General features: G+C 74.0%; 20 protein-coding genes and 2 pseudogenes. 10 read left to right on the top strand and 12 right to left on the bottom strand.

Annotated elements, in window-relative coordinates:
• Position 1: 1 nt before the first annotated feature.
• Entirely contained in the window at positions 2 to 1,315 is a 1,314-nt protein-coding gene (locus tag O7619_RS23300) for a serine hydrolase domain-containing protein (RefSeq protein ID WP_282283429.1), read from the top strand.
• Between the two features lie 319 nt (positions 1,316 to 1,634).
• Positions 1,635 to 2,527 (top strand): annotated as a pseudogene (locus O7619_RS23305) (IS5 family transposase).
• 18 nt (positions 2,528 to 2,545) lie between these two features.
• On the opposite strand, the gene O7619_RS23310 reads toward O7619_RS23305, so the two are convergent.
• A complete protein-coding gene (locus tag O7619_RS23310; protein WP_282283430.1) occupies positions 2,546 to 3,355 on the bottom strand; it encodes a DUF3097 domain-containing protein in 810 nt (269 codons plus the stop codon).
• 162 nt (positions 3,356 to 3,517) lie between these two features.
• Between O7619_RS23310 and O7619_RS23315 the strand changes: the two genes are divergently transcribed.
• Positions 3,518 to 4,312 (top strand): hypothetical protein, encoded by a 795-nt coding sequence (locus tag O7619_RS23315; RefSeq protein WP_282283431.1) that lies wholly within the window; start codon positions 3,518 to 3,520, stop codon positions 4,310 to 4,312.
• Positions 4,313 to 4,321: 9 nt separating this feature from the next.
• On the opposite strand, the gene O7619_RS23320 is transcribed toward O7619_RS23315, so the two are convergent.
• The 7 genes from O7619_RS23320 to O7619_RS23350 form a co-directional block, all read right to left on the bottom strand.
• Positions 4,322 to 5,101, bottom strand: a complete 780-nt coding sequence (locus O7619_RS23320) for an HAD-IIA family hydrolase (protein ID WP_282283432.1) — start codon at positions 5,099 to 5,101, stop codon at positions 4,322 to 4,324.
• 37 nt (positions 5,102 to 5,138) lie between these two features.
• A complete protein-coding gene (locus O7619_RS23325; protein WP_282283433.1) occupies positions 5,139 to 6,170 on the bottom strand; it encodes a ferrochelatase in 1,032 nt (343 codons plus the stop codon).
• A gap of 135 nt (positions 6,171 to 6,305) precedes the next feature.
• The gene (gene fabI, locus O7619_RS23330; protein ID WP_282283434.1) at positions 6,306 to 7,073 is read right to left on the bottom strand and encodes an enoyl-ACP reductase FabI; all 768 of its coding nucleotides are present in this window, start codon (positions 7,071 to 7,073) and stop codon (positions 6,306 to 6,308) included.
• Positions 7,074 to 7,097: 24 nt separating this feature from the next.
• A complete protein-coding gene (locus O7619_RS23335; protein WP_282283435.1) occupies positions 7,098 to 7,802 on the bottom strand; it encodes a beta-ketoacyl-ACP reductase in 705 nt (234 codons plus the stop codon).
• A 567-nt stretch (positions 7,803 to 8,369) separates the two neighbouring features.
• On the bottom strand, positions 8,370 to 9,320 hold the full coding sequence (locus tag O7619_RS23340) for a VWA domain-containing protein (protein WP_282283436.1): 951 nt from the start codon (positions 9,318 to 9,320) through the stop codon (positions 8,370 to 8,372).
• Positions 9,317 to 10,276, bottom strand: a complete 960-nt coding sequence (locus O7619_RS23345) for a DUF58 domain-containing protein (RefSeq protein WP_282283437.1) — start codon at positions 10,274 to 10,276, stop codon at positions 9,317 to 9,319. The genes O7619_RS23340 and O7619_RS23345 overlap by 4 nt, the downstream gene beginning before the upstream one ends.
• Positions 10,255 to 11,361: a MoxR family ATPase gene (locus tag O7619_RS23350; RefSeq protein WP_282283438.1), complete on the bottom strand. Its 1,107-nt coding sequence runs from the start codon at positions 11,359 to 11,361 to the stop codon at positions 10,255 to 10,257. Before O7619_RS23350 ends, O7619_RS23345 begins: the two co-directional genes overlap by 22 nt.
• A 238-nt stretch (positions 11,362 to 11,599) precedes the next feature.
• Here O7619_RS23350 and O7619_RS23355 point away from each other — a divergent pair, with 238 nt between their 5' ends.
• The 3 genes from O7619_RS23355 (at position 11,600) to O7619_RS23365 (ending at position 14,052) form a co-directional block, all read left to right on the top strand.
• A complete protein-coding gene (locus O7619_RS23355; protein ID WP_282283439.1) occupies positions 11,600 to 11,830 on the top strand; it encodes a hypothetical protein in 231 nt (76 codons plus the stop codon).
• A gap of 49 nt (positions 11,831 to 11,879) precedes the next feature.
• Positions 11,880 to 12,416, top strand: coding sequence for a PH domain-containing protein (locus tag O7619_RS23360; RefSeq protein ID WP_282283440.1), 537 nt, complete (start codon positions 11,880 to 11,882; stop codon positions 12,414 to 12,416).
• Positions 12,417 to 12,684: 268 nt separating this feature from the next.
• Positions 12,685 to 14,052: a PH domain-containing protein gene (locus tag O7619_RS23365; RefSeq protein ID WP_282288914.1), complete on the top strand. Its 1,368-nt coding sequence runs from the start codon at positions 12,685 to 12,687 to the stop codon at positions 14,050 to 14,052.
• Between the two features lie 98 nt (positions 14,053 to 14,150).
• Here O7619_RS23365 and O7619_RS23370 read toward each other — a convergent pair whose 3' ends face one another.
• The gene (locus tag O7619_RS23370) at positions 14,151 to 15,209 is read right to left on the bottom strand and encodes a phosphatase PAP2 family protein (protein WP_282283441.1); all 1,059 of its coding nucleotides are present in this window, start codon (positions 15,207 to 15,209) and stop codon (positions 14,151 to 14,153) included.
• A gap of 114 nt (positions 15,210 to 15,323) precedes the next feature.
• Here O7619_RS23370 and O7619_RS23375 point away from each other — a divergent pair, with 114 nt between their 5' ends.
• Together O7619_RS23375 and O7619_RS23380 are read left to right on the top strand one after the other, a co-directional pair.
• On the top strand, positions 15,324 to 15,728 hold the full coding sequence (locus tag O7619_RS23375) for a hotdog domain-containing protein (protein ID WP_282283442.1): 405 nt from the start codon (positions 15,324 to 15,326) through the stop codon (positions 15,726 to 15,728).
• Positions 15,725 to 16,555 carry an MBL fold metallo-hydrolase gene (locus tag O7619_RS23380; RefSeq protein ID WP_282283443.1) on the top strand — a complete coding sequence of 277 codons (831 nt, stop codon included), beginning with the start codon at positions 15,725 to 15,727 and terminating at the stop codon, positions 16,553 to 16,555. Before O7619_RS23375 ends, O7619_RS23380 begins: the two co-directional genes overlap by 4 nt.
• Positions 16,556 to 16,568: 13 nt before the next feature.
• On the opposite strand, the gene O7619_RS23385 is transcribed toward O7619_RS23380, so the two are convergent.
• Together O7619_RS23385 and O7619_RS23390 are read right to left on the bottom strand one after the other, a co-directional pair.
• Entirely contained in the window at positions 16,569 to 17,471 is a 903-nt protein-coding gene (locus O7619_RS23385; protein WP_282283444.1) for an aminoglycoside phosphotransferase family protein, read from the bottom strand.
• Positions 17,472 to 17,528: 57 nt separating this feature from the next.
• On the bottom strand, positions 17,529 to 17,990 hold the full coding sequence (locus O7619_RS23390) for a MarR family winged helix-turn-helix transcriptional regulator (protein ID WP_282283445.1): 462 nt from the start codon (positions 17,988 to 17,990) through the stop codon (positions 17,529 to 17,531).
• A 62-nt stretch (positions 17,991 to 18,052) separates the two neighbouring features.
• Between O7619_RS23390 and O7619_RS23395 the strand changes: the two are divergent.
• Positions 18,053 to 18,895, top strand: a pseudogene (locus O7619_RS23395) (Bcr/CflA family efflux MFS transporter); the annotation flags it as partial.
• 57 nt (positions 18,896 to 18,952) lie between these two features.
• Here the strand turns inward: O7619_RS23395 and O7619_RS23400 are convergent.
• Positions 18,953 to 19,882 (bottom strand): carbohydrate kinase, encoded by a 930-nt coding sequence (locus tag O7619_RS23400; protein ID WP_282283446.1) that lies wholly within the window; start codon positions 19,880 to 19,882, stop codon positions 18,953 to 18,955.
• 319 nt (positions 19,883 to 20,201) lie between these two features.
• On the opposite strand from O7619_RS23400, the gene O7619_RS23405 reads away from it, so the two are divergent.
• Positions 20,202 to 21,341: a lytic polysaccharide monooxygenase gene (locus O7619_RS23405; RefSeq protein ID WP_282288915.1), complete on the top strand. Its 1,140-nt coding sequence runs from the start codon at positions 20,202 to 20,204 to the stop codon at positions 21,339 to 21,341.
• Positions 21,342 to 21,347: the final 6 nt, after the last annotated feature.

The following is a 21,347-nucleotide window of genomic DNA, read 5'->3' on the forward strand; positions in this document are numbered from 1 at the left end:
GATGGCGCTACTGCCGGAGACCGCACGCCAGGTGGACCTGCTGGTCGCCCGCGCCCAGGCGGAGGGACGCGGCCCCTCGCTGACCCTCGGCGTGGTCCGCGACGGTGACCTGGCGCACCTGGCGGTCGCCGGCGAGCAGCCCCGGCCCGACGGCGACCTCCAGTACCGGATCGGCTCGATCACCAAGACCATGACCGCGGTGCTGGTGATGCAGCAACGCGACGCGGGGCGGCTGGCCCTCGACGACCCGCTCGACCGGCACCTGCCCGGCACCCCGGTCGGCGCGCTCACCGTCCGTCACCTGCTCGGGCACGCCAGCGGCCTGCAACGCGAGCCGGACGGCGGGTGGTGGGAACGCGCGGCGGGCATGGACCTGGACGCCCTGCTCGCCGGCCTGACCCCGGACAAGATCGCCTACCCGCCGCACCACGTCTACCACTACTCCAACCTGGCGTACGGGCTGCTCGGCGCCGCGCTGGAGCGGATCACCGGCACGCCCTGGATCGAGCTGCTGACCGACCGGCTGATGGAGCCGCTCGGCATGCGCCGCACCACCTTCGCCCCGAGCGAGCCGTTCGCCCGGGGCTTCGTCGTCCATCCCTGGCACGAGACGCTGCGCGCGGAGCCGTTGACCGAGACCGGGGCGATGGCGCCGGCCGGGCAGCTCTGGTCGACAGTCGAGGATCTGGCGCGCTGGGCGGCGTTCCTCGCCGACCCGGACCCGGCGCTGCTCGACCCGGCGACGCTCACCGAGATGTGCGCGCCGGTGGTGATCAACGACCTCGACTCGTGGACCGGCGGGCACGGCCTCGGCATCGAGCTGTACCGGGTCGGCGACCGGGTGTACGTCGGCCACGGCGGCTCGATGCCCGGCTACGTCGCCGGCCTGGTCGTGCACCGCCCCACCCGGACCGCGGTGGTGGACTTCGCCAACTCGTACGGGCTGCGCGGCGGCCACCACATCTCCGGGCTCGCCCGCGACGTGCTCACCCGGGTGCTGGACGCCGAGCCGGCCGCGCCCGCACCGTGGCGACCGGCCGACCCACCCGCCGCCGAGCTGGCCGAACTGACCGGTCGCTGGTGGTTCATGGGCGGGGAGTACGAGTTCCGCGCCGACCCCGCCGGCCATCTCGTCGGCGGGCAGGTGGGCCGGCCGGCGCACCGCTTCACCCCGGAGGGGCCGGACCGCTGGCGGGGCCGGTCCGGTCCGCAGGACGGCGAGATCCTCACCGTCGTCCGCGACGCCTCCGGCACGGCGGTGGCGCTCGACATCGCCACCTTCCTGCTCACCCGCACCCCCGACGAGGCCCCCTGACCCCCTCACGCCGGCCGCCCCGCGCCACCAGACCCGTAGCACCCCGACAGCTCCACCTCACCGCGGTCGGAACCGAGCCGCGAACCCAGCACACGACGGGGCCGGGGGCGACCGTGACCGGCGCAGGGATCAAGCCTGACCGCCCGGAGCCGGGCACGGTCGCCCCCCGGCCCTCAACCGCAACCACTAGGGCCTGTGTCGAAGTCGGTGCCAGGGCTTGAGCCGGCTTGAGGATCTTCGGCGTGTCGGAGATCGAAAGTAGGCGAGGTCTCCGGTAGATGGTTCAGCGACCAAGCAGAACCTGAAAACCGGAGACCTCGTGGACACCCTAGCGGTGACGAGGCGGTTCGACCTGAGCGACGTGCAGTGGGCGGTGCTGGAGCCGTTGCTGCCGGCGCCGAAGCGGCCGGGTCGACCGTCGTTGTGGAGTAGGCGGCAGTTGATTGATGGGATCCGGTGGCGGATCCGGGTGGGCGCGCCGTGGCGGGACGTGCCACCGCAGTACGGATCTTGGTCGGCGGTGTATGCCCTGTTCCGGCGGTGGCAGCGCGACGGGACCTGGAAGCAGGTGCTCACCGCGTTGCAGGCCCTCGCCGACGCAGCCGGCAGGATCACCTGGGATGTGTCGGTGGATTCGACCAGCGCCCGCGCCCACCAGCATGCGGCTGGGGCGAGGAAAAGGGGGATCTACAGGCCGAGCCACCCGGCGGCGTCAGCGTTGAGCCGACCGACCATGCGCTCGGCCGGTCCCGCGGTGGGTTGACCACGAAGCTGCATCTGGGCTGCGAGCAAGGCCAGAAACCCCTCGCCATCGTGCTGACTGCCGGGCAGCGCGGCGACAGCCCTCAGTTCATCCCGGTCCTGACCGCCATCCGCGTTCCCCGCCTGATCCCCGGCCGGCCGAGAACACGACCGGACCGGGTCCTGGCCGACAAGGCGTACACCTCGAAGGCCAACCGGGCTTACCTGCGCCGGCGGGGCATCGCCGCGACGATCCCGAGCAAGGCCGACCAGGACGCGAACCGGCGGGCAAAGGGATCCAAAGGCGGTCGGCCGCCGGCCTTCGACCCGCACATCTACCAGCAACGTCACGCCGTGGAGTGCGGCATCAACCGCCTCAAGCGCAACCGAGCCGTGGCCACCCGCTTCGACAAACTCGCCGTCCGCTACGAGGCCACCATCCACCTCGCCGCCATCAACGAGTGGCTGTGACCGACTTCGACACAGGCCCTAGGGCGAGGTGACGAAGTCGATCAACCGCTCCATGGCGTTGATCAACGGCGTCTCCACGTCGGCGAAACTGTCCACCCGGGACAGGATGTGCCGCCACATGTCCGCCGGCTCGGCCACCCCGAGCGCGGCGCAGACGCCCTCCTTCCACGGCCGTCCGGGCGGCACCACCGGCCACGCCGCGATGCCCAGCGCCGACGGCCGCACCGCCTGCCACACGTCCACGTAGGGATGACCCGTGACCAGCACGTGCGGCGAGGTCACCTGGGCCACGATCCGGCTCTCCTTCGAGCCGGGCACGAGGTGGTCGACGAGCACGCCGAGCCGCCGGCCCGGGGCGGGGGCGAACGCGCGCACCTCGGCGGCGAGCGCGTCGATGCCGTCCAGCGGCTCCACCACCACGCCCTCGATCCGCAGGTCGTCGCCCCAGATCCGCTCGACGAGCGCGGCGTCGTGCACGCCCTCCACCCAGATCCGGCTGGCCTTGGCGACCTGCGCGCGTACGTCGTGCACGGCGATCGAGCCCGACGCGGTGCGGCGGCGGGCGGCGGGGGCCGGCGCGCGGACCGGGCGGCGCAGCGTGACCGGCCGGCCGTCGAGCAGGAACGCGGCGGGCAGCAGCGGGAAGTTGCGCCGTCGCCCGTGCCGGTCCTCCAGCACCACGGCGCCGGAGTCGAACCCGACCACCGCGCCGCAGAACCCGGAGTCGGCGTCCTCGACCACCAGGTCGGGCTCGGCGTCGACCTCGGGGGTCACCTTCCGCCGTCGCCAGTCGCCCGCCAGCACATCCCCGTCGTATCGCCCTGCCATGGCGGCCACGCTAGCCACCGCACCCGGCGTGTCGCTCGCCGACGCGCCAGGCGAGCCCGCATCCGTCGCCACGAAATGGTGCGAAGGGGGTAGTTGGGGGCAGGCCACGCCACTGGAGCGGCAGCCGAGACAGCGGCGGCGGCCACCACGTACCCTTTCCGCATGTCCTCCCCCGCAACGGGCGCGGCCACGCTGGCTGCCCGCCGGTCGAGCCGGTTCGTCGCCTGGGTGCGTGCCTGGCGCGCCGGCCTGGTGCCGTTCGACGAGGTCGCCGACGCCATCGCCGGCGACGAGGAGCACCTCGTCGCGGACGCCCCCGGCACCTGGACCGACGTGTCCCTGCGGGAGGCGTTGCCCAGCCTGGCCAAGCACTCGCCGGACGAGATCCGCCTGGTGCTGCCGGCGCCGGGCGACCCGCGCGGGCTGCCCGGGCCCGGCGAGTTCGCCGGGGCCGCGCTGGTGGCCGGCGAGGCCGTGGTGGCCAGCGGGCTCGGGCTTGTGCCCGAGGTCCGCACGCACACCTCGGGCTCGGGCATGACCTGGGAGACCGTGCTCTGGCGGGTCCACCCGCTGCCGGCCGACGCGCCGAAGGCGTCCCTGACCACGCCGGGCGCGGCGGAGGCCGAGGCCGAGCTGGCCGTCGCGCTGGCCGAGACGACCGCGGCGCTGACCCGGCTGGACGTCGCCCAGTGGCGGCCCGAGCTTGCCGGCGCGCTCGCCGAGCTGCGCCGCCCCGACGGCGGCACCGACCTTCCCCCCGGTTTCGACCCGCGGGCGCGTCGCCTGTTCGCCCGCGCCGCCGTGCTGGACCGGGTGCTCGCCCTGGCCGGGGAGAGCGCGCCGGGCGGCGCGGTGAACACCTACGAGGCGCAGCAGCGGGACGCCGCGCTGCGACCGCTGACCACCGCCTGCCGGCAGGCCCTGGTGGCCGCCTGCAACGCGCCGCTGCGGCCGTAGCGGACCGGCTCAAACCTCGTCGATCAGGTCGGCCACCGAGCCGACGATCCGGGACGGCCGGTACGGGTACCGCTCGGCCTCGGCCCGGCTGCTGATCCCGGTGAGCACCAGGATCGTCTCCAGCCCGGCCTCCAGCCCGCAGAGGATGTCGGTGTCCATCCGGTCGCCGATCATCGCGGTCGACTCGGAGTGCGCGTCGATGGTGTTCAACGCGGAGCGCATCATCATCGGGTTGGGCTTGCCGACGAAGTAGGGGTCCACGCCTGTCGCCTTGGAGATCATCGCCGCCACCGAGCCGGCCGCCGGCAGGGCGCCCTCGACCGAGGGGCCGGTGGCGTCCGGGTTGGTGCAGATGAACCGGGCGCCGTCGTCGATCAGCCGGATCGCCTTGGTGATCGCCTCGAAGCTGTAGGTGCGCGTCTCCCCCAGCACCACGTAGTCCGGGGCGAAGTCGCTCAGCACGTATCCCACCGCGTGCAACGCCGTGGTCAGGCCGGCCTCGCCGATCACGTACGCGGTCCCGCCCGGCCGCTGGTCGGCCAGGAACTGGGCGGTGGCCAGCGCGGACGACCAGATCGCCTCCTCCGGCACGTCCAGCCCCATCCGGGCCAGCCGGGCCTGGAGGTCACGCGGGGTGTAGATGGAGTTGTTCGTCAGCACCAGGAACGGCTTGCCCGAGGCGCGCAGCCGCTTGACGAACTCCGGCGCGCCGGGCACCGGCTGCCCCTCGTGCACCAGCACGCCGTCCATGTCGGTGAGCCAGCTCTGCACCGGCTTGCGGTCATGCATCGTGTCCGTCCCTGGGATGTCGGTGGTCGGTCGGGCTTCAGGGCCGGCGAGCCGGGGGTACGCAGCACAGCGCCGGGCAGGTGTCCCAGGCGGGCAGCTCCCCGAGCCGGCGGCGCAGTCGCTCCCCGTCCGGCGCGATGCGCTCCCGCACCAGCTCGCGGACCATCGCCACGAACCGCGGGTCGGTGCCCGGGGTGCCGGCGCGGACGAAGTCCAGGCCGAGCTGCTTCGCCGTCTCCAACGCCTCGGTGTCCAGGTCCCACACCACCTCCAGGTGGTCGGAGACGAAGCCGATCGGGCTCACCACCACACCTGTCACGCCCTGCTCGGCCAGGCCGGTCAGGTGGTCGTTGATGTCCGGTTCCAGCCACGGCACCTGCGGCGGGCCGGACCGGCTCTGCCACACCAGGTCGTACGCCAGGTCCGGAGCGGCGGCGGCGTGGACCAGCCGGGCGGTCTCCTCGAGCTGGGCGGTGTACCGCCCGCCGTGCGGGCCGGCGGTGGCGGCGGCCGACGCCGGGATCGAGTGCGCGGTGAAGACCAGCCGGGTGGTGTCCCGCCGCGCCGGGTCGAGCTGGGCCAACGCGCCACGGACCGCGTCGACGTGCGGCTCGACGAAGCCGGGGTGGTCCCAGAACTGACGCAGCTTCTCGATCGACGGCGCGTCCGGACCGACCGCGGCCCGGGCGGTGGCGATGTCCTCCTGGTATTGCCGGCAGGAGGAGTAGCCGCCGTACGCGCTGGTGACGAACGCCAGCGCCCGGGTGACCCCGTCGTCGCGCATCCGCGCCACCGTGTCGGCGAGCATCGGGTCCCAGTTGCGGTTGCCCCAGTAGACCGGCAGGTCGACGCCGTTGGCGGCGAAGTCGTCACGGATCGCCGCGAGCAGGTCGCGGCACTGCTGGTTGATCGGGGACACGCCGCCGAAGTGCAGGTAGTGCTCCGCGACCTCGGCCAGCCGTTCCGGTGGCACGCCCCGGCCCCGGGTCACGTTCTGGAGGAACGGGAGCACGTCCTCGGGCCGCTCCGGGCCACCGAACGAGACCAGCACCAACGCGTCGTACGCCATGGCCCCTATTCTTCCCCGCCCGCCGTGACGCCCGTGCGACGCCCCCTGCTCAGCGCGGTAACACCCCCGCTGCCGGGTGTTAAGCGGGGCCCCTTCCTATACCGAAAACGTTAAGAAGGGGCCCCGCCTTACACCTCAGGCGCCGATGGCGTGGTAGCCGCCGTCGACGTGGACGATCTCGCCGGTGGTGGCCGGGAACCAGTCGGACAGCAGCGCCAGGCACGCCCGGGCGGCCGGCTCGGAGTCGGTGAGGTTCCAGCCCAGCGGGGCGCGTTCGGTCCAGGCGTCCTCGAACTGGTCGAAGCCGGGGATGGACTTGGCCGCGATGGTGCGCAGCGGGCCGGCGGCCACCAGGTTGCTGCGGATCCCCTGCTTGCCCAGGTGCAACGCGAGATAGCGGGAGGCGGACTCCAGCCCGGCCTTCGCCACGCCCATCCAGTCGTAGACCGGCCACGCCTTGCTGGCGTCGAACGTGAGGCCCACCACGGCGCCGCCCGCGGACATCAGCGGCAGCGCCGCCATGGCCAGGGACTTGTAGGAGTAGGTGGACACCTGCAACGCGGTCGCCACGTCCGCCCACGGCGCGTCGAGGAAGCCGCCGCCGAGGCAGCTCTGCGGGGCGAACCCGATCGAGTGCACCACCCCGTCCAGGCCGTCGACATGCTCGCGGACCCGGTCGGCCAGGCCGGCCAGGTGCTCGTCGTTGCTGACGTCCAGCTCGATCACGGGCGCCGGCTCGGGCAGCCGCTTGGCGATCCGCTCCACCAGGGAGAGGCGGCCGTAGCCGGTCAGCACGACCTGGGCGCCGTTCTCCTGGGCGAGCTTCGCCACGGAGAACGCGATCGAGGCGTCGGTGATGACGCCGGTGACCAGCAGCCGCTTACCGGCGAGAAGTCCGGACATTGCGCAGTTCCTCCGTGCTCGTGATCAGTGGCCCATGCCGAGGCCGCCGTCGACCGGGATGACGGCGCCGGTGATGTAGCCGGCGGCGTCCGAGGCGAGCCAGGTGACGACCGCGGCCACCTCCTCCGGCTCGGCGAACCGGCCGGCCGGGATGGCCTTGCGGTATGCGGTGCGGCGGTCCTCGGGCAACGCCGCGGTCATGTCGGTGTCGATGAAGCCGGGCGCCACCACGTTCGCGGTGATGTTGCGCCCGCCCAGCTCACGGGTGATCGAGCGGGCCACGCCGACCAGGCCGGCCTTGCTCGCGGCGTAGTTGACCTGGCCGGCGCCGCCGTAGAGGCCGATCACCGACGAAATGAAGATCATCCGGCCCCACTTCGCCCGCAGCATCTTCGGCGACGCCCGCTTGGCGACCCGGAACGAGCCGGTCAGGTTGGTGTCGAGCACCCGGGTGAACTGCTCCTCGGACATCCGCATGAGCAGCGTGTCGTCGGTGATGCCGGCGTTGGCGACGAGCACCTCGACCGGACCCAGCTCGGCCTCCACGGCGGCGAACGCGGCGTCCACCGACTCCGCGTCGGTCACGTCGCACCGCACCCCGAACAGCCCCTCCGGCGCGTCCCCGCCGCGATGGGTGACGGCCACCCGGTCGCCCTGCTTGGCGAAGGCCTGCGCGATGGACAGGCCGATCCCCCGGTTGCCGCCGGTCACCAGCACGGTACGGGCCACGGGTCCCCCTCTGCTCAGCGATCTCCCAGTCGGTCGGAGCCTAGGGGTTACCGACAGGTAAGCGCTAACCCGACCAGGCCCGCCGTCCCCCGTCGACCAGGGCCGCCGTCGACCGGTCGGCCGCGCGCGCGGCGCGTCCGTCCCCGGTGTACGATGATCGCGTCTGCGGGCCGGTCTGCGCCCGCGTTCCGGGCCCCGCCGACCGCAGGAGGTGATCGCTGTGCGAGATAGCGATCCTCCCAGTCGTGGCCGGGCCCACCGTCAGCCCCGCTGAGCCACGGCTCGGTCGACGCGGCTGACCCGCTTCCCGCCCTCCGCACCGCATCCACTCCCCGGCGAGCACCGCCGGCGGTGGCCCTGCCGCGCGGCGGAGCACCCGGTCACGACTTCGTGTGCGTTTCCCGCGTCCCCCCTCGCGGCCCGCCTCACCGGGCCGACCGTCGCCACGGAGCACAACCATGAGCCGTTACGCCGCACCACTGGGATTCACCCTCGCCGCCGTCTGGGTGGCGGTCCTGTTCGTGCTGGCCGGCGGCGGTCACTGACCGCCACCGGCCCCGGCCCGCCTCAGATCAGGCGGGACGTCCAGAGCAGACTCAGCCCGCCGGCGCAGAGCGCCAGCAGCAACGCGATCCCCGCGTACCAGTGGGTGATCTCGCGCGGTTCCGTGCGGTAGCCGATCGAGCTGCCCATGTCCTGATAGACCTGCTTCAGCTCGTTCACCGAGGCGGCCTCGTAGAAGAAGCCCTGGGTGGTCTCCGCCAACTGGGACAACGCGGTGCGGTCCACCGGCACCCGCTGGAGCTGACCGCCGATGTCCACCTGGCCCGAGTCGGTGCCGAACGCGATGGTGGAGACCGGCACGTTCGCCGCCTGCGCCGACGCCGCCGCCTCCTCCACCGAGCGGCCGGAGGTGCGGTAGCCGTCGGAGAGCAGCACGATCCGGGCCGGCGGGATGCCCGCCGCGCCGTCGGCCGGCACCGACCGGATCGCCTCCAGGCAGGTGAACACCGCCTCGCCGGTGGCGGTGGCCTCGGCCAGCACCAGACCGTCGATGGCGGTGATCACCGCGCCCCGGTCCTTGGTCGGCGGCACCAGCACGTTCGCCGACTTGGCGAACGACACCAGCCCCAGGTTGTAGCTCTCCGGCAACTCGCCGACGAACTGCTTGGCCGCCTCCTGCGCCGCCTCCAGCCGGTTCGGCGCCACGTCGTCGGCCTGCATGGACAGTGACACGTCGATGGCGAGCATCACGGTCGCCCGTTCCAGCGGCTCCCGGGTGTCGATCGCCGGCCGGGCCAGCCCGGTGGCCAGCACCAGCAGGCAGAGCAGGAACGCGGTCGCCGCCGCGTGCCGGCGCCAGCCGAGCCCCTTGGGCGCGACGGTGCGCAGCAGGTCGACGTTGGTGAAACGCAGGGCGTACTGCCGGCGGTGCAACTGCCGCCAGACGTACGCGGCGGCGAGGGCGAGCACCGGCAGCACGGCCAGCAGCCACCACGGTTGCAGAAAACGGATCATCGGGTCGTCCCTCGGGTGCGGGCGTGCCGCTGCGCGGCGACGAAACGCACCATGTCCAGCAGCCAGTCTCGGTCGGTACGCAGGCGCAGGTGGGCCGCGCCCGCGGCGCGCAGTTCGGCGGAGATCGCCCCACGCTGGGCGGTCGCCGCCTCGGCGTACCGGCGGCGCAGCTCCGGATCGGCGGTCTGCACCTCGTGCAGCTCGCCGCTCTCCGGATCGACCACCGGCAGCACCCCCACATCGGGCAGTTCCAACTCTCGCGGGTCGACCACCTCGACGGCCAGCACGTCGTGGCGGACCCGCAGCTTACGCAGCGGACGGCCCCACTGCGCCGGCGGCGAGAGGAAATCGGAGATCACCACCGCCACGCCGCGCCGCCGCGGTGGCCGGTTGAGCATGTCCACGAGCGCGCCGAGGTCACCGCGACCGGGCCGGATCTCGGCGCCGGCGACGGCCCGCAGCAGCCCCTGTGCCTCCTTGCGGCCGGCCCGGGCGGGCAGCCGCAGCATCCGCCCCGGCCCACCGGCCGTCGCGCCGGTGCCGACCACCGCGCCGATCCGGTTGCCGCCCCGCACCGTGAGGTGGGCCAGCGCGGCCACGGCGGCGACCGCCACGTCCCGCTTGAGCCACCGACCGGTGCCGAAGTCGAGGCTTGCCGACAGGTCGACCGCCAGCCACGTCTCCAACTCCCGGTCGGCCACCGTACGCCGCACGTGCGGCATGGTGGTGCGGGCGGTCACCGGCCAGTCCATCCGCCGCACGTCGTCGCCGGGGCGGTATTCGCGGGACTCCCCCGCCTCGCTGCCCGGGCCGGGCAGCAGGCCGGCGTAGTCGCCCTGGAGCAGCCCGTCGAGCTTGCGGGTGACCATGAGCTGGAGCCGGGCCAGCGCGGCGCCCGAACGGTCACCGGTGGCCGGCAGCCGGGTGGGCGGGCTCACGGTCGCTGCCCGGGCCACCCGTTGTGCGGCACCGCCGGTGGCGGCGGTGTGGCCTGCTGGCGGGGCGCGACCGCGGGCAACGGGATGGTCGACATCACCCGGTGTACGACGTGGTCGGCCGGCACGTCGTCGGCGAGCGCGTCATAGCTGAGCACCAGCCGGTGGCGCAGGATGTCCGGCGCGATGTCCTGCACGTCCTGCGGCAGCGCGTAGTCCCGGCCGCGCAGCAGCGCCAACGCGCGGGTGGCGCGGACCAGGCCGAGCGAGGCGCGCGGGCTCGCGCCGTACTGGATGAGCTGGGCCACGTCGGGCATGCCGTGCTCGGCCGGGGCGCGGGTGGCGAGCACCAGCCGGACCGCGTAGTCGACGAGCGCGTTGTGCACGAAGACCTGGTCGGCCTTGCGCTGGAGCGCGATCAGCTCGGGGGTGTCGAACACCCGGGCCGGCGCGGGCGGGGCCACGCCCATCCGGTAGACGATCTCCCGTTCCTCGGCGTCGGTCGGGTAACCCACCACGATCTTCATCAGGAACCGGTCCCGCTGCGCCTCCGGCAGCGGGTAGACGCCCTCCTGCTCGATCGGGTTCTGGGTGGCCATCACCAGGAACGGGTCGGGCACCCGGTGGGTCTCACCGCCGATGGAGACCTGCCGCTCGCTCATCACCTCCAGCAGCGCCGACTGCACCTTGGCCGGGGCCCGGTTGATCTCGTCGGCGAGCAGGAAGTTGACGAAGACCGGGCCCAGCTCGACGTCGAACTTCTCGCTCGACTGCCGATAGATCCGGGTGCCCATGATGTCGGCGGGCACCAGGTCCGGGGTGAACTGGACCCGGGCGAAGGAACCGCCGACGACCTGGGCGAGCGTCTCCACGGCGAGGGTCTTGGCCACCCCGGGCACCCCCTCCAGCAGGCAGTGCCCCCGGGCCAGCAGCGCGACGAACATCCGCTCGACCATCCGGTCCTGGCCGACGATCACCCGTTTGATCTCGAAGAGCGCCCGTTCCAGCAGCGTGGCGTCCTGCGCCGGGGTGGTGCCCGCCGGGGGTACGGCGTCCGGCGCCGCCTCGGTCGAGTTCGGCACGTCGGGCGTGGTCGGCTGGGCCACCGGTCCTCCACATCTGGGTCGTCGTCGCGTCGTGGTGCGTATCAAGACTGTCATGCCTCCCTGAGAGCCGAGGGTGGGAGAGGCACGTTTTCCGCCACGCCCGGCAGCCGCGCGGAAAACGCTGAACACGGGTGGACAAAATGGGGTCCGGCGCGTGTACGATTCACCCCGTCGCCGGGCGGCTCCCCCCGTGGCCGCCCGGCGCTAAACTCCCGGCGTGCGGCCTAGACTCGCTCCGGTGAACACTCCCACCCCGGACGACGACGCGCTTGTCTGCTCGGCGCGGGGGTGTCGTGCCCCCGCGACGTTCCAGTTGCGTTGGCAGAACCCTCGGCTGCACAATCCCGACCGGCGCAAGACCTGGCTGGCCTGCCCGACGCACCGCACCTCCCTGGGCGACTTCCTCGACGCGCGCGGCTTCCTGCGCGAGGTGGTGCCGCTGCCCGGATCGCCTACGCTCGAATCGTGAGCGAACAGACGATCAGGCCCCGCGCCGGCGAACACGGCGGTCCCCCTCGGTGAACGGCGACGACCTCGCCGGCCGGCCGACCACCCCGACCGGCCCCTCCAGCCCGCTGGAGCCCTGGCCGGAGACGGTTCCCTGGCAGTCGATCTCCCGCGACCTGATCTGGGTGGAGCTGATCCGGCTCGGCATCGGTCTCGCCGTGGCGCTTGTGGTGCTCGGCGCCGCCTGGGCGCTCTCCGGGCACTGGCTGCTCGGCGCCGCCGTCGGCGTGGCGCTGCTGCTGTCCGCCTGGCGGACGATCACCATCGTGCGCGCGGTCCGCGCCTGGGGGTACGCCGAACGCGCGGACGACCTCCTGGTGCGCCACGGCCTGCTGGTGCGGCGGCTCTCCATCGTGCCGTACTCGCGGATGCAGTTCGTCGACGTGAGCGCCGGTCCGCTGGAACGCGCCTTCGACCTGGCCACCGTGCAGCTACACACCGCCGCGGCGGCAAGCGACGCCCGGGTGCCCGGCCTGCGCCCGGCCGAGGCGTCGCGACTGCGCGACCGGCTCACCGCCCTGGGCGAAGACCGGGCGGAGGGCCTGTGAGCGCGAGGAGCGAGCCGGGGTTGCGAGCCCCGCAGTCGCGAACGGGGGTTCTCCGGTGAGCGCTCCGGGTGTGCCACCGCCGCCGGAGGAACGACCGCTCCCGCCGGCCGTCCCGGGACCGGTGACGAACGGGCAACCGTGGCCGCCGGCACCGGGATACGGCCCGCCCGGTTCCGCCCCACCGCCGGATTTCCCCCCGCAGGGCTACGGGCCCCCGCCCGGCTACGGGCCGCCGTCCGGCCCGCAGGCGCAGCCGTGGCCCGGCCCGGTGCCGGCCGGCGCCTGGGGGCCACCGCCGGGCCCGCAGGCTCAGCCGTGGGGACCGCCGGGCGGGGAGGAGCCCCGGCAGCGGCTGCACCCGTTGAGTCCGGCGCTGCACGGCGCGAAGTCGCTGGTCGTGGTGATCGCCGGGCTCTCCTGGTCGACCCTGTCCCGGGTCGGGTTCGGCTGGTTCGCCGTGCTCGTCGCGGTCTTCGTCCTCGGTGCCACCGTGCTGTCGGTGATCAGTTGGTGGAACACCGGATACCACGTGGTCGGGCGGGAGTTGCGGGTGCACGAGGGGCTGCTGTGGCGGCGTACCCGGGCCATCCCGCTGGAGCGGTTGCAGGCGGTGGAGGTGGTCCGGCCGCTGCTGGCCCAGCTCACCGGGCTGGCGGAGCTGCGGCTGGAGGTGGTCGGTGGCGGCAAGACCGAGGCGCCGCTGGCGTACCTCGGGGTGGCCGAGGCGACCGCGCTGCGACAGCGACTGCTCGCCGTGGCCGGCCAGGCCCCGGCGCCCACGACCGCACCCACCGACGGCGGCGTGCCGGCCGCGCCCGCCCCGGCCGGGCGCGAGCTGCACGTCGTACGCAACCAGGATCTGCTGGTCAGCCAGTTGCTCACGCCGCAGGCGTTCCTGCTGCCGGTCGGCGTGGCCTTCGTGGTGGCGCAGTTCCTGTCCGAGGGCTCGTGGTCGTTCATCGCGGTGGCCAGCACGCTCACCGCGATGGCCGGCGTGGTGCTGCAACCGGTCCGCCGGGTGCTCGACGACTGGAGCTTCCGGCTCGACCGGGACGGCGACACGCTGCGGGTGCACAACGGGCTGCTGGAGACGCGGGTACAGACGGTGCCGCTGCACCGGGTGCAGACCGTCGGGGTGACCTGGCCGCTGCTCTGGCGGGTCAAGGGCTGGCTGCGGCTGCGCCTGGAGGTGGCCGGCTACTCGGCCGGCGAGCCGGACGACCGGAACCGCCCGGACCGGCTGCTGCCGGTCGGCGACGCCGGCACCGGGGAGTTGGTGGTGGCGGAGGTGCTGCCCGGCGTACGGCTGGATGCGCTGCCCGGCACGCCGCCGCCGCCGCGGGCCCGCTGGCTGCGCCCACTGAGCCGGGCGGCGGTCGGCGCCGGACTGGACGAGCGGGTCTTCGTGGCCCGCTCCGGGCTGCTGACCCGCCGGTTGACGCTGGTGCCGTACGCCCGGATCCAGAGCGTGCGGGTCACCCAGGGCCCGGCGCAGCGGCGCCTGCGGCTGGCCACGGTGCACGCCGACACCGCAGGCGGGTCCGGGGCGGCGGCGGTCGACCGGGACCTGGCCGACGCATGGGAGCTGGCCGCGGAGCTGACCGCCCGGTCCCGGTCCGCGCGCCGCTCCGCGTAAGGCGGGGCCCCTTCTTAACGCCTCCGGTATAGGCGGGGCCCCTTCTTAACCACCCGCCGCCCGCCGCCCGCACCGCCGCGCGCGGGGGCGCGGGCGGGTCAGCGGCGGTCGGCGGGGATCGCGTCCTGGTCGGCGGTCAACTCCGTGTCCGGGCCGGCGGCGGGGGCGGTGACGCCGGTCACGGCGGCCGGCCTGCCGTCCCGGCGGGCGCGGCGCGCCCGCCACCAGCGCTCGGCCAGGCCGACCACCAGGAACGTCATCCCCACGTACGCCCAGCCGACCAGCACGTCGATCAGGTAGTGCTCGCCGCTGTAGATCAGGGTGAACGTCATGGCCAGCGGGTAGGCCAGCAGCAGCGGCCACCACCGCCTGCGCACCGAACGCAGGAAGAACAGCACCACGAACAACGCGAACGCGGTGTGCAGCGACGGCATCGCGGCCACCGGGTTGGAGGCGATCTGCCCGGCGTTGAGCAGGTTGCCCGCGCCGTGCATGCCGATCTCCTTCCAGCCCCGGGTGGAGATCCGGGCCACCTCGGTGAGCAGCCCGTTCTGTGCCGCCCACCACGGCGGGGCGGCCGGGTAGGCGAAGTAGGTGACCAGACCGGCCGCGCAGAGGAAGCCCCACCGGGCCATGTAGCCGACCCAGCGGGCCCGGTTGCGCATCCACAGCACCGCGGCGGCGGCAAGCGTGGCCACGAAGTGCGAGAAGTAGATCCAGCTCACCAGCACGTCCCACCAGCGCACCTGGTCGGGGTCGTAGAGGTGCTGCTGGAGCCAGACGGTCGGCACCTCACCGCCGGTGGCCCACCCGGTCAGGAACCGGTCGGCGACGATCAGCTCCATGGCATGCGGGGTGGCGCCGTTGTCGGCGAACCCGCGGGACAGGTTGTACGCGGCGAGCAGCAGCACGACCGGAATCCAGTCCCGGGCGAAGCGCAGGTGACTGCGCCACGGCCGGGCCGAGTTCCAGGCGACCGTGCCGGCCCAGATCCACAGGAACGCGTACGCCGGGTCGGTGGGTAGCCCGATGGCGAACCAGGCGGCCACGAACGCGATGCCCCAGACGGTCATCGCGATCACGCGGCGACGCCCGCCGTCGGGGGACGCGGTCGGTCCGGCGGGGGCGGGGGGCGGAGGATCTGTCAGCACGGCCATCGCGAACTAGGTTAACGGCGGGCGACGGGCGGGCCGACGCCGACCGTCGGAGCGTCGGCGCGCGCCGGGCCGGAGGTCGAACGCCCCCCGTCTCGCTGCACTAGGCTCGGGCGCATGCAGGAGCAGCCGGAGTCGCCCGTCGCACCGGGGCTGACCGCCCGGGTCGAGCTGACCGTGACCGACGCGGACACCGCCCTGGCGCTGGGCTCCGGGGACGTGCCGGTGCTCGGCACTCCCCGGGTGGTGGCGCTGGCCGAGGCGGCGACGGTGGCGGCCGTCGCGACCCGGTTGCCGTCCGGGTCCACCACCGTCGGCGTCCGGGTCGAGCTGGAGCACCGCACGGCCACCCCGGTCGGGCGGACCGTGGCCGCCCAGGCCGAGCTGGTCAAGGTGGACGGCCGCCGGCTGGTCTTCGAGGTGACCGTCACGGACGGGCACGCGGTGGCCGCGCAGGGGCGCGTCGAGCGGGCGCTCGTCGACCGGCAGCGCTTCGTCGAGCGGGCCGTGCGGGCGTCATGACCGCCGGTTTCGTCGAGATCGCCGCCGGCGTACATCTGCTGCGTGAACCGCTGCTGCACGTCAACGTGGTGCTGGTGGTCGGCGACGGCGCCGCGCTGCTGGTGGACACGCTCTCCACCGCCGGCCAGGCGCGGGAGCTGTCGGCCGCCGCGCGGGCGGTGACGCCGCACCCGTGGACGATCGTCAACACCCACCACCACTTCGACCACTGTTTCGGCAACGCCACGCTGGCCGCCGAGCCGGGCACGCGGATCTACGCGCATGCCCAGGCCGCGGCCGTGCTGCGGGATCATCCCGACGAGCTGCGCCGGGCGGCGTACGAGGAGATGCGCGCCGAGCAGCCGGCGCTGGCCGAGGAGTTGGCGCACACCGAGCTGGGGGCGCCGACCGACGAGGTGTACGAGGAGACGGTGCTCGACGTCGGCGGCCGGCGGGTGGTGCTGCGCCATCCCGGGCACGGGCACACCGACGCCGACCTGGTGGTGCAGGTGCCGGACGCGGACGTGCTGGTCGCCGGTGACCTGGTGGAGCAGAGCGGGCCGCCGGCGTTCGAGGAGTCGTACCCGTTGCGGTGGCCGGACGCGGTGGCCGACCTGCTGCGGCTGACCACGCCGACCACGGTGGTGGTGCCGGGGCACGGCGAGCCGGTCGACGCGGCGTTCGTCCGGGAGCAGCACGCGCAGCTCGCGCGGCAGGCGTGGCTGATCCGCGCCGGCCACACCGGCAGCGCCCCGCCGGAGCGGGTGGCCGCCGAGTCGCCGTTCGGGGCCCGGCCCGGCCTGATCGCGGCCCGCCGCGGCTACGCGGAGCTCGACGGCACGGCGTGAGCGGCCGGCCGGCTCAGTCGGCGTCGGCCACGATCGACCGCAGCCGGGCGCGGCACTCGGCGACGAACGTCGGGAAGGTGTGCCAGTAGTACGAGACGCCGCCGGCCGCCGCGGCGATCGCCCAGGCCCGGGCCCGCGCCCAGGTCTCGTCGTCCACGCCGAGCGCCTCCCGGTAGGCGTGCCGGGCCCCGGGCGGCAGGTCCCAGGTCGGGGCGTGTTCCGCGTCGGGATGCCCGACGGTCAGGCCCCCGAAGTCGATGACCGCGTGCAGCCGGCCCTCGCGGACGAGGAGGTTGGTGGGCTTCAGGTCGCTGTGCAGCCAGACGTGCGGGCCGGGCGGCTCGGGCCGGGCGAGGCCGTCGCGCCACAGCCGTTCCAACAGGTCGACGTCCACCTCGTCGGAGATGGTGCGCCGGCAGTCGTCGAGCGCCCCGCTGATCCACTCGTCGCACGGGTGCAGGCTGCCGCCGCGGTAGCCGCTCAACTCGCCCGCGCGGGTCGCGCCGGCGAGGTCGAGCGCGTGCAGCTCCCGGACCGCGGCGGCCAGGTCGGCGCCGAGGGCGGCCCAGTCGGTGACGGTGTCGGGCCTGACCTCGTCGCCGTCGATCCAGCGGTAGACCGACCAGGGCAGCGGAAACGCGGCGGACGGCGCGCCGGCGTGCCTCGGCTGCGGCACCGGGTACGACAGTCGCGGCGCCAGGCGCGGCAGCCATCGCTGCTCCTTGCGCAGGGAGGCGGCCTTCTCGGCGGTGCGGGGTAGGCGGACGAGCAGGTCGTCGCCGAGCCGGTACATGGTGTTGTCGGTGCCGGCGCCGGCGGGACGCAACGGCAGCGCGGCCCATGCCGGGCACTGCTCCGCCAGCAGCGACCGGACCACCGACTCGTCGGCCGGTACCTCGTCCTGGTGCAACGTCACGTGGTGATCATCGGGTCGGGGCCGGCCGGGGGCCACCGATTTCCGCGCCCGCGCCGGTCAGGGCGCGCGCAGCGCGGTGAGCAGCGCGTCCAGGTGCGGGGCGGCGGCGAGCACGGCGGCCCGGGCCGGCGGGTCGAGGCGGGCCAGCGCCTCGGTGAGCAGCGCGGCGCGATGGACCTCGTAGTCGGTCATCCGCCGGTGGGCGGCGTCGGTGAGGCGTAGCCGGATCACCCGGCGGTCGGCGGGGTCGCGGTCGCGGACCAGCAGTCCGGCGTCGGTGAGGTCGCGCACCAGCGTGCTGACCGTGTTGGGCGCGGTGCCGAGACGGGCGGCCACGTCCTTGCCGCTGATCCCGGGCGCGGCGCGCACCAGCAGGAGCACCTCCACCTGGGCCTCGGGCAGCGGCTCCCGGTCGGCGCGGGCGTGGGTCCGGCGGCGCAGCAGGCGGTGCAGCTCCCCCAGCCTCGCCCCGAGCCGGGCGATCTCCTCGTCGGTCGGCACCCGGGTCACCTGCTTCACATCGCAATAGTTCTGACTACAGAGATAAGGTAACCCGGACCGCCGATCCTGGGAGACCCCTCGTGAGCCACACCGTGCGGACCGCCGCGCGCCCGTCCGCCGACCGCCACACCCCGCCCGGCGGCGGCGTGGGCCTGCTGGTGCTGCTCGGGACGCTCACCGCGATCGGCCCGCTCTCGCTCGACATGTACCTGCCGGCGTTCCCGGCGATGGCCCGCGAGCTTCACGCCGACCAGGCCGGCATCCAGCTCTCGCTGACCACCTGCCTGGTCGGCCTGGCGCTGGGTCAACTGGTCACCGGCCCGCTCAGCGACCGCTGGGGGCGACGCCGTCCGGTCCTGGTCGGCGTCGTCGCGTACGCGGTGCTCGCGCTCGCGTGCGCCGCCGCGCCGAACGCCCCGTTGCTGGCCGCCGCGCGGTTCGCGCAGGGGCTGGCCGGCGGTATGGGCGTGGTGGTCGCCCGCGCGGTGGTCCGCGACCTCTACGCCGGCCGGGACGCGGCGAAGTACTTCTCCCGGCTCACCCTGGTCTTCGGCGTGGCGCCGGTGGCCGCGCCGAGCGTCGGCAGCCTGGTGCTCCGGGTCGGCTCCTGGCGGGCGGTCTTCGTCACCCTCGCCGTCATCGGGGCGCTGCTGGCCGTCGCGGTCGCGCTGCGCCTGCCGGAGACGCTGCCGGCCGAACGCCGCAGCACCGGCGGCCTGGCCACCACCGCCCGGACCATGCGGTCGCTTGTCGCCGACCGGGTCTACCTGGGGTACGCGCTGACCCAGGGCTTCGCGTTCGCCGGGCTGTTCGCGTACATCTCGGGGTCGTCCTTCGTCTTTCAGGACGTCTTCGGCGTCTCGGCGGCCGTGTTCAGCGTGGTCTTCGGGGTGAACGCGCTCGCGCTGGTGGCCACCGGCCAGCCGGCGTTAACAAGGGGCCCCGCCTCTACCGAATGCGTTAACAGGGGCCCCCGCCTTTCATCCGAAGCGGGCGGTTACGGCGGGGCGGGTGGGCATGGCGGTGGCGCCGCCGGGTGACTCGCACACGAGGGCGGCCACCCGCAACGCGAACGCGACCCGGTCCCGCCAGCCGGCGGCGTCGGCCGGCTCGCCGACGGCGAGCAGGTCGGCCACGAGCGCGCCCATCACCGAGTCACCGGCGCCGGTGGCGTCCACCGCGTCGACCTTCGGCGCGGGCACGCGGACCACGTCGTCGGCAGCCGCGACCAGGGCGCCGTCCGCGCCGAGCGTGACCACCACGGTGGCCGCGCCCAACTCCCGCAGGTACGCGGCGGCGCCCTCGACCGGCTCGTCCGGGTAGAGCACCCGGGCGTCCACCGCGCTCAGCTTGACCAGGTGGGCGGCGGCGGCGAACTCGGCGACCACGGCCCGCAGCCCGTCCAGCGCGCCCGGCGCGGTGAGCAGGTTCGGGCGCACGTTCGGGTCGAACACCCGCAGCCCGCCGGCGATCGACCAGGCCCGGCGGGCGGCGGCCAGCACCGGCGGGTCGAGCAGCACGATCGAGCCGCAGTAGAGCACGTCCGCGCCCTCGATCAGCGCCACGTCGAGGTCGTCCGGGCCGAGCAGGGCGTACGAGCGCGGCTCGCCGTAGAAGCGGAACTCCGGCTCCGGGCCGGCGAAGGTGGCCACGGCCAGTGCGGTCGGGGCGGGCACGGTCACCGCCCCGGCCAGCCCCACGCCGGCGTCGGTGAGGAAGCCGCGGATCCGGGCGGCGAGCGCGTCGTCGCCGAGCGACCCGACGAACTGCACGTCACCGCCGAGGCGGGCGACGGCCACCGACACGTTGAGCGGCCCGCCACCGATCGCCTGCCGGTAGACGGGTTCCCCGTCGTGCTCGGCGTCGAGCAGGTCGACCAACGCCTCACCGAGCACCACCGCGTACCCCATGCCCGCTCCCTCCGGTTGTCCCGCCGTCGATCCTGGCGCATCCGTGCGGACCGATGTGACGCGACCCGGGGCATCGACTCGCGGCTATTGCGTGCGGCGGCCGGACGTGGTGGGATTGTCCTACCGGGAAGGGCGCGGGGGGCTGCCGCGTCGCCGGGTCGAGCCGACGCGAGGGCATCCACGGTCCGTGACACGGACCGCAGGCGGTGCGCGTCCCCGAAGGCCCCGGCCGACCGCCGGGCGCGGGCACCGCGATCGTCGCATCCGCTCATCGCAGCGGGGCGGACCGCAGGTTGGGTCACGCTCCGCGAGTCAGGAGATCCCCGTGCACCGATCCCGTACGGCCGCGCTGGTCACCGCGGCCCTCACCCTGGCCCTGGGCGCGTTCGCCCTGGCCTCCAGTCCCGACCCGGCCGCCGCGCACGGCGCGGCGATGACGCCGGGCGCCCGCACCTACCTGTGTTGGAAGGACGGCCTCACCGGCAGCGGCGAGATCCGGCCGAACAACCCGGCCTGCGCGTCGGCCGTCGCGGAGAACGGCCCGAACTCGCTCTACAACTGGTTCAGCGTGCTGCGCTCCGACGCGGGTGGCCGGACCACCGGGTTCATCCCGGACGGCAAGCTGTGCAGCGGCGGCAACCCGAACTTCAGCGGCTACGACGCCGCCCGCAACGACTGGCCGATCACGCACCTGACGGCCGGCCGGACGATGGAGTTCCGCTACAGCAACTGGGCCCACCACCCGGGCACGTTCTACTTCTACGTGACCAAGGACAGTTGGAGCCCGACCCGGCCGCTGGCCTGGAGCGACCTGGAGCAGCAGCCGTTCCTCCAGGTGACCAACCCGCCGCAGAGCGGCGCGGTCGGCACCAACGAGGGCCACTACTACTTCAACGGCACCCTGCCGTCGAACAAGAGCGGCCGGCACATCATCTACTCGCGGTGGGTCCGCTCGGACAGCCAGGAGAACTTCTTCGGCTGCTCCGACGTGACGTTCGACGGCGGCAACGGCGAGGTGACCGGGATCGGTTCGGGCAACGGCAACCCGACCCCCACGCCGACCACCCCGACCCCGACGCCCACCAACCCGACGCCGACGCCCACCAACCCGACCCCCACGCCGACCGACCCGACCCCCACGCCGACCATGCCGGCCGGCAACTGCATGGCGGTCTACAAGGTGGTCAGCTCCTGGGGCAGTGGTTTCCAGGGCGAGGTCATGATCATGAACCACAGCAGCCGGACGTACTCCGGATGGACCGCGAACTGGACCTGGCCGAGCGGCCAGACCATCAACCAGGTGTGGAACGGCACGCTGAGCGGCAGCGGCTCGTCGGTGACGGTCACCAACGCCTCCTACAACGGCAGCGTCGCACCGGAGGGCACCACCACGTTCGGCTTCACCGCGAACATCTCCGGCCAGAACACGCTACCCACGGTCACCTGCACCGGCAGGTGACACCGC

It is taken from the genome of Micromonospora sp. WMMD998 (genome assembly GCF_029581235.1).
Lineage (GTDB): Bacteria > Actinomycetota > Actinomycetes > Mycobacteriales > Micromonosporaceae > Micromonospora.

Bases quoted from the DNA above. Each gene is read 5' to 3' on its own strand.
- O7619_RS23325 (WP_282283433.1), bottom strand. From the start codon at position 6,170: ATGGCGTACGACGCGTTGGTGCTGGTCTCGTTCGGTGGCCCGGAGCGG.
- O7619_RS23320 (WP_282283432.1), bottom strand. From the start codon at position 5,101: ATGCATGACCGCAAGCCGGTGCAGAGCTGGCTCACCGACATGGACGGC.
- O7619_RS23375 (WP_282283442.1), top strand. From the start codon at position 15,324: ATGCAGGAGCAGCCGGAGTCGCCCGTCGCACCGGGGCTGACCGCCCGG.
- fabI (WP_282283434.1), bottom strand. From the start codon at position 7,073: ATGTCCGGACTTCTCGCCGGTAAGCGGCTGCTGGTCACCGGCGTCATC.
- O7619_RS23400 (WP_282283446.1), bottom strand. From the start codon at position 19,882: ATGGGGTACGCGGTGGTGCTCGGTGAGGCGTTGGTCGACCTGCTCGAC.
- O7619_RS23310 (WP_282283430.1), bottom strand. From the start codon at position 3,355: ATGGCAGGGCGATACGACGGGGATGTGCTGGCGGGCGACTGGCGACGG.
- O7619_RS23370 (WP_282283441.1), bottom strand. From the start codon at position 15,209: ATGGCCGTGCTGACAGATCCTCCGCCCCCCGCCCCCGCCGGACCGACC.
- O7619_RS23315 (WP_282283431.1), top strand. From the start codon at position 3,518: ATGTCCTCCCCCGCAACGGGCGCGGCCACGCTGGCTGCCCGCCGGTCG.
- O7619_RS23300 (WP_282283429.1), top strand. From the start codon at position 2: ATGGCGCTACTGCCGGAGACCGCACGCCAGGTGGACCTGCTGGTCGCC.
- O7619_RS23380 (WP_282283443.1), top strand. From the start codon at position 15,725: ATGACCGCCGGTTTCGTCGAGATCGCCGCCGGCGTACATCTGCTGCGT.
- O7619_RS23340 (WP_282283436.1), bottom strand. From the start codon at position 9,320: ATGATCCGTTTTCTGCAACCGTGGTGGCTGCTGGCCGTGCTGCCGGTG.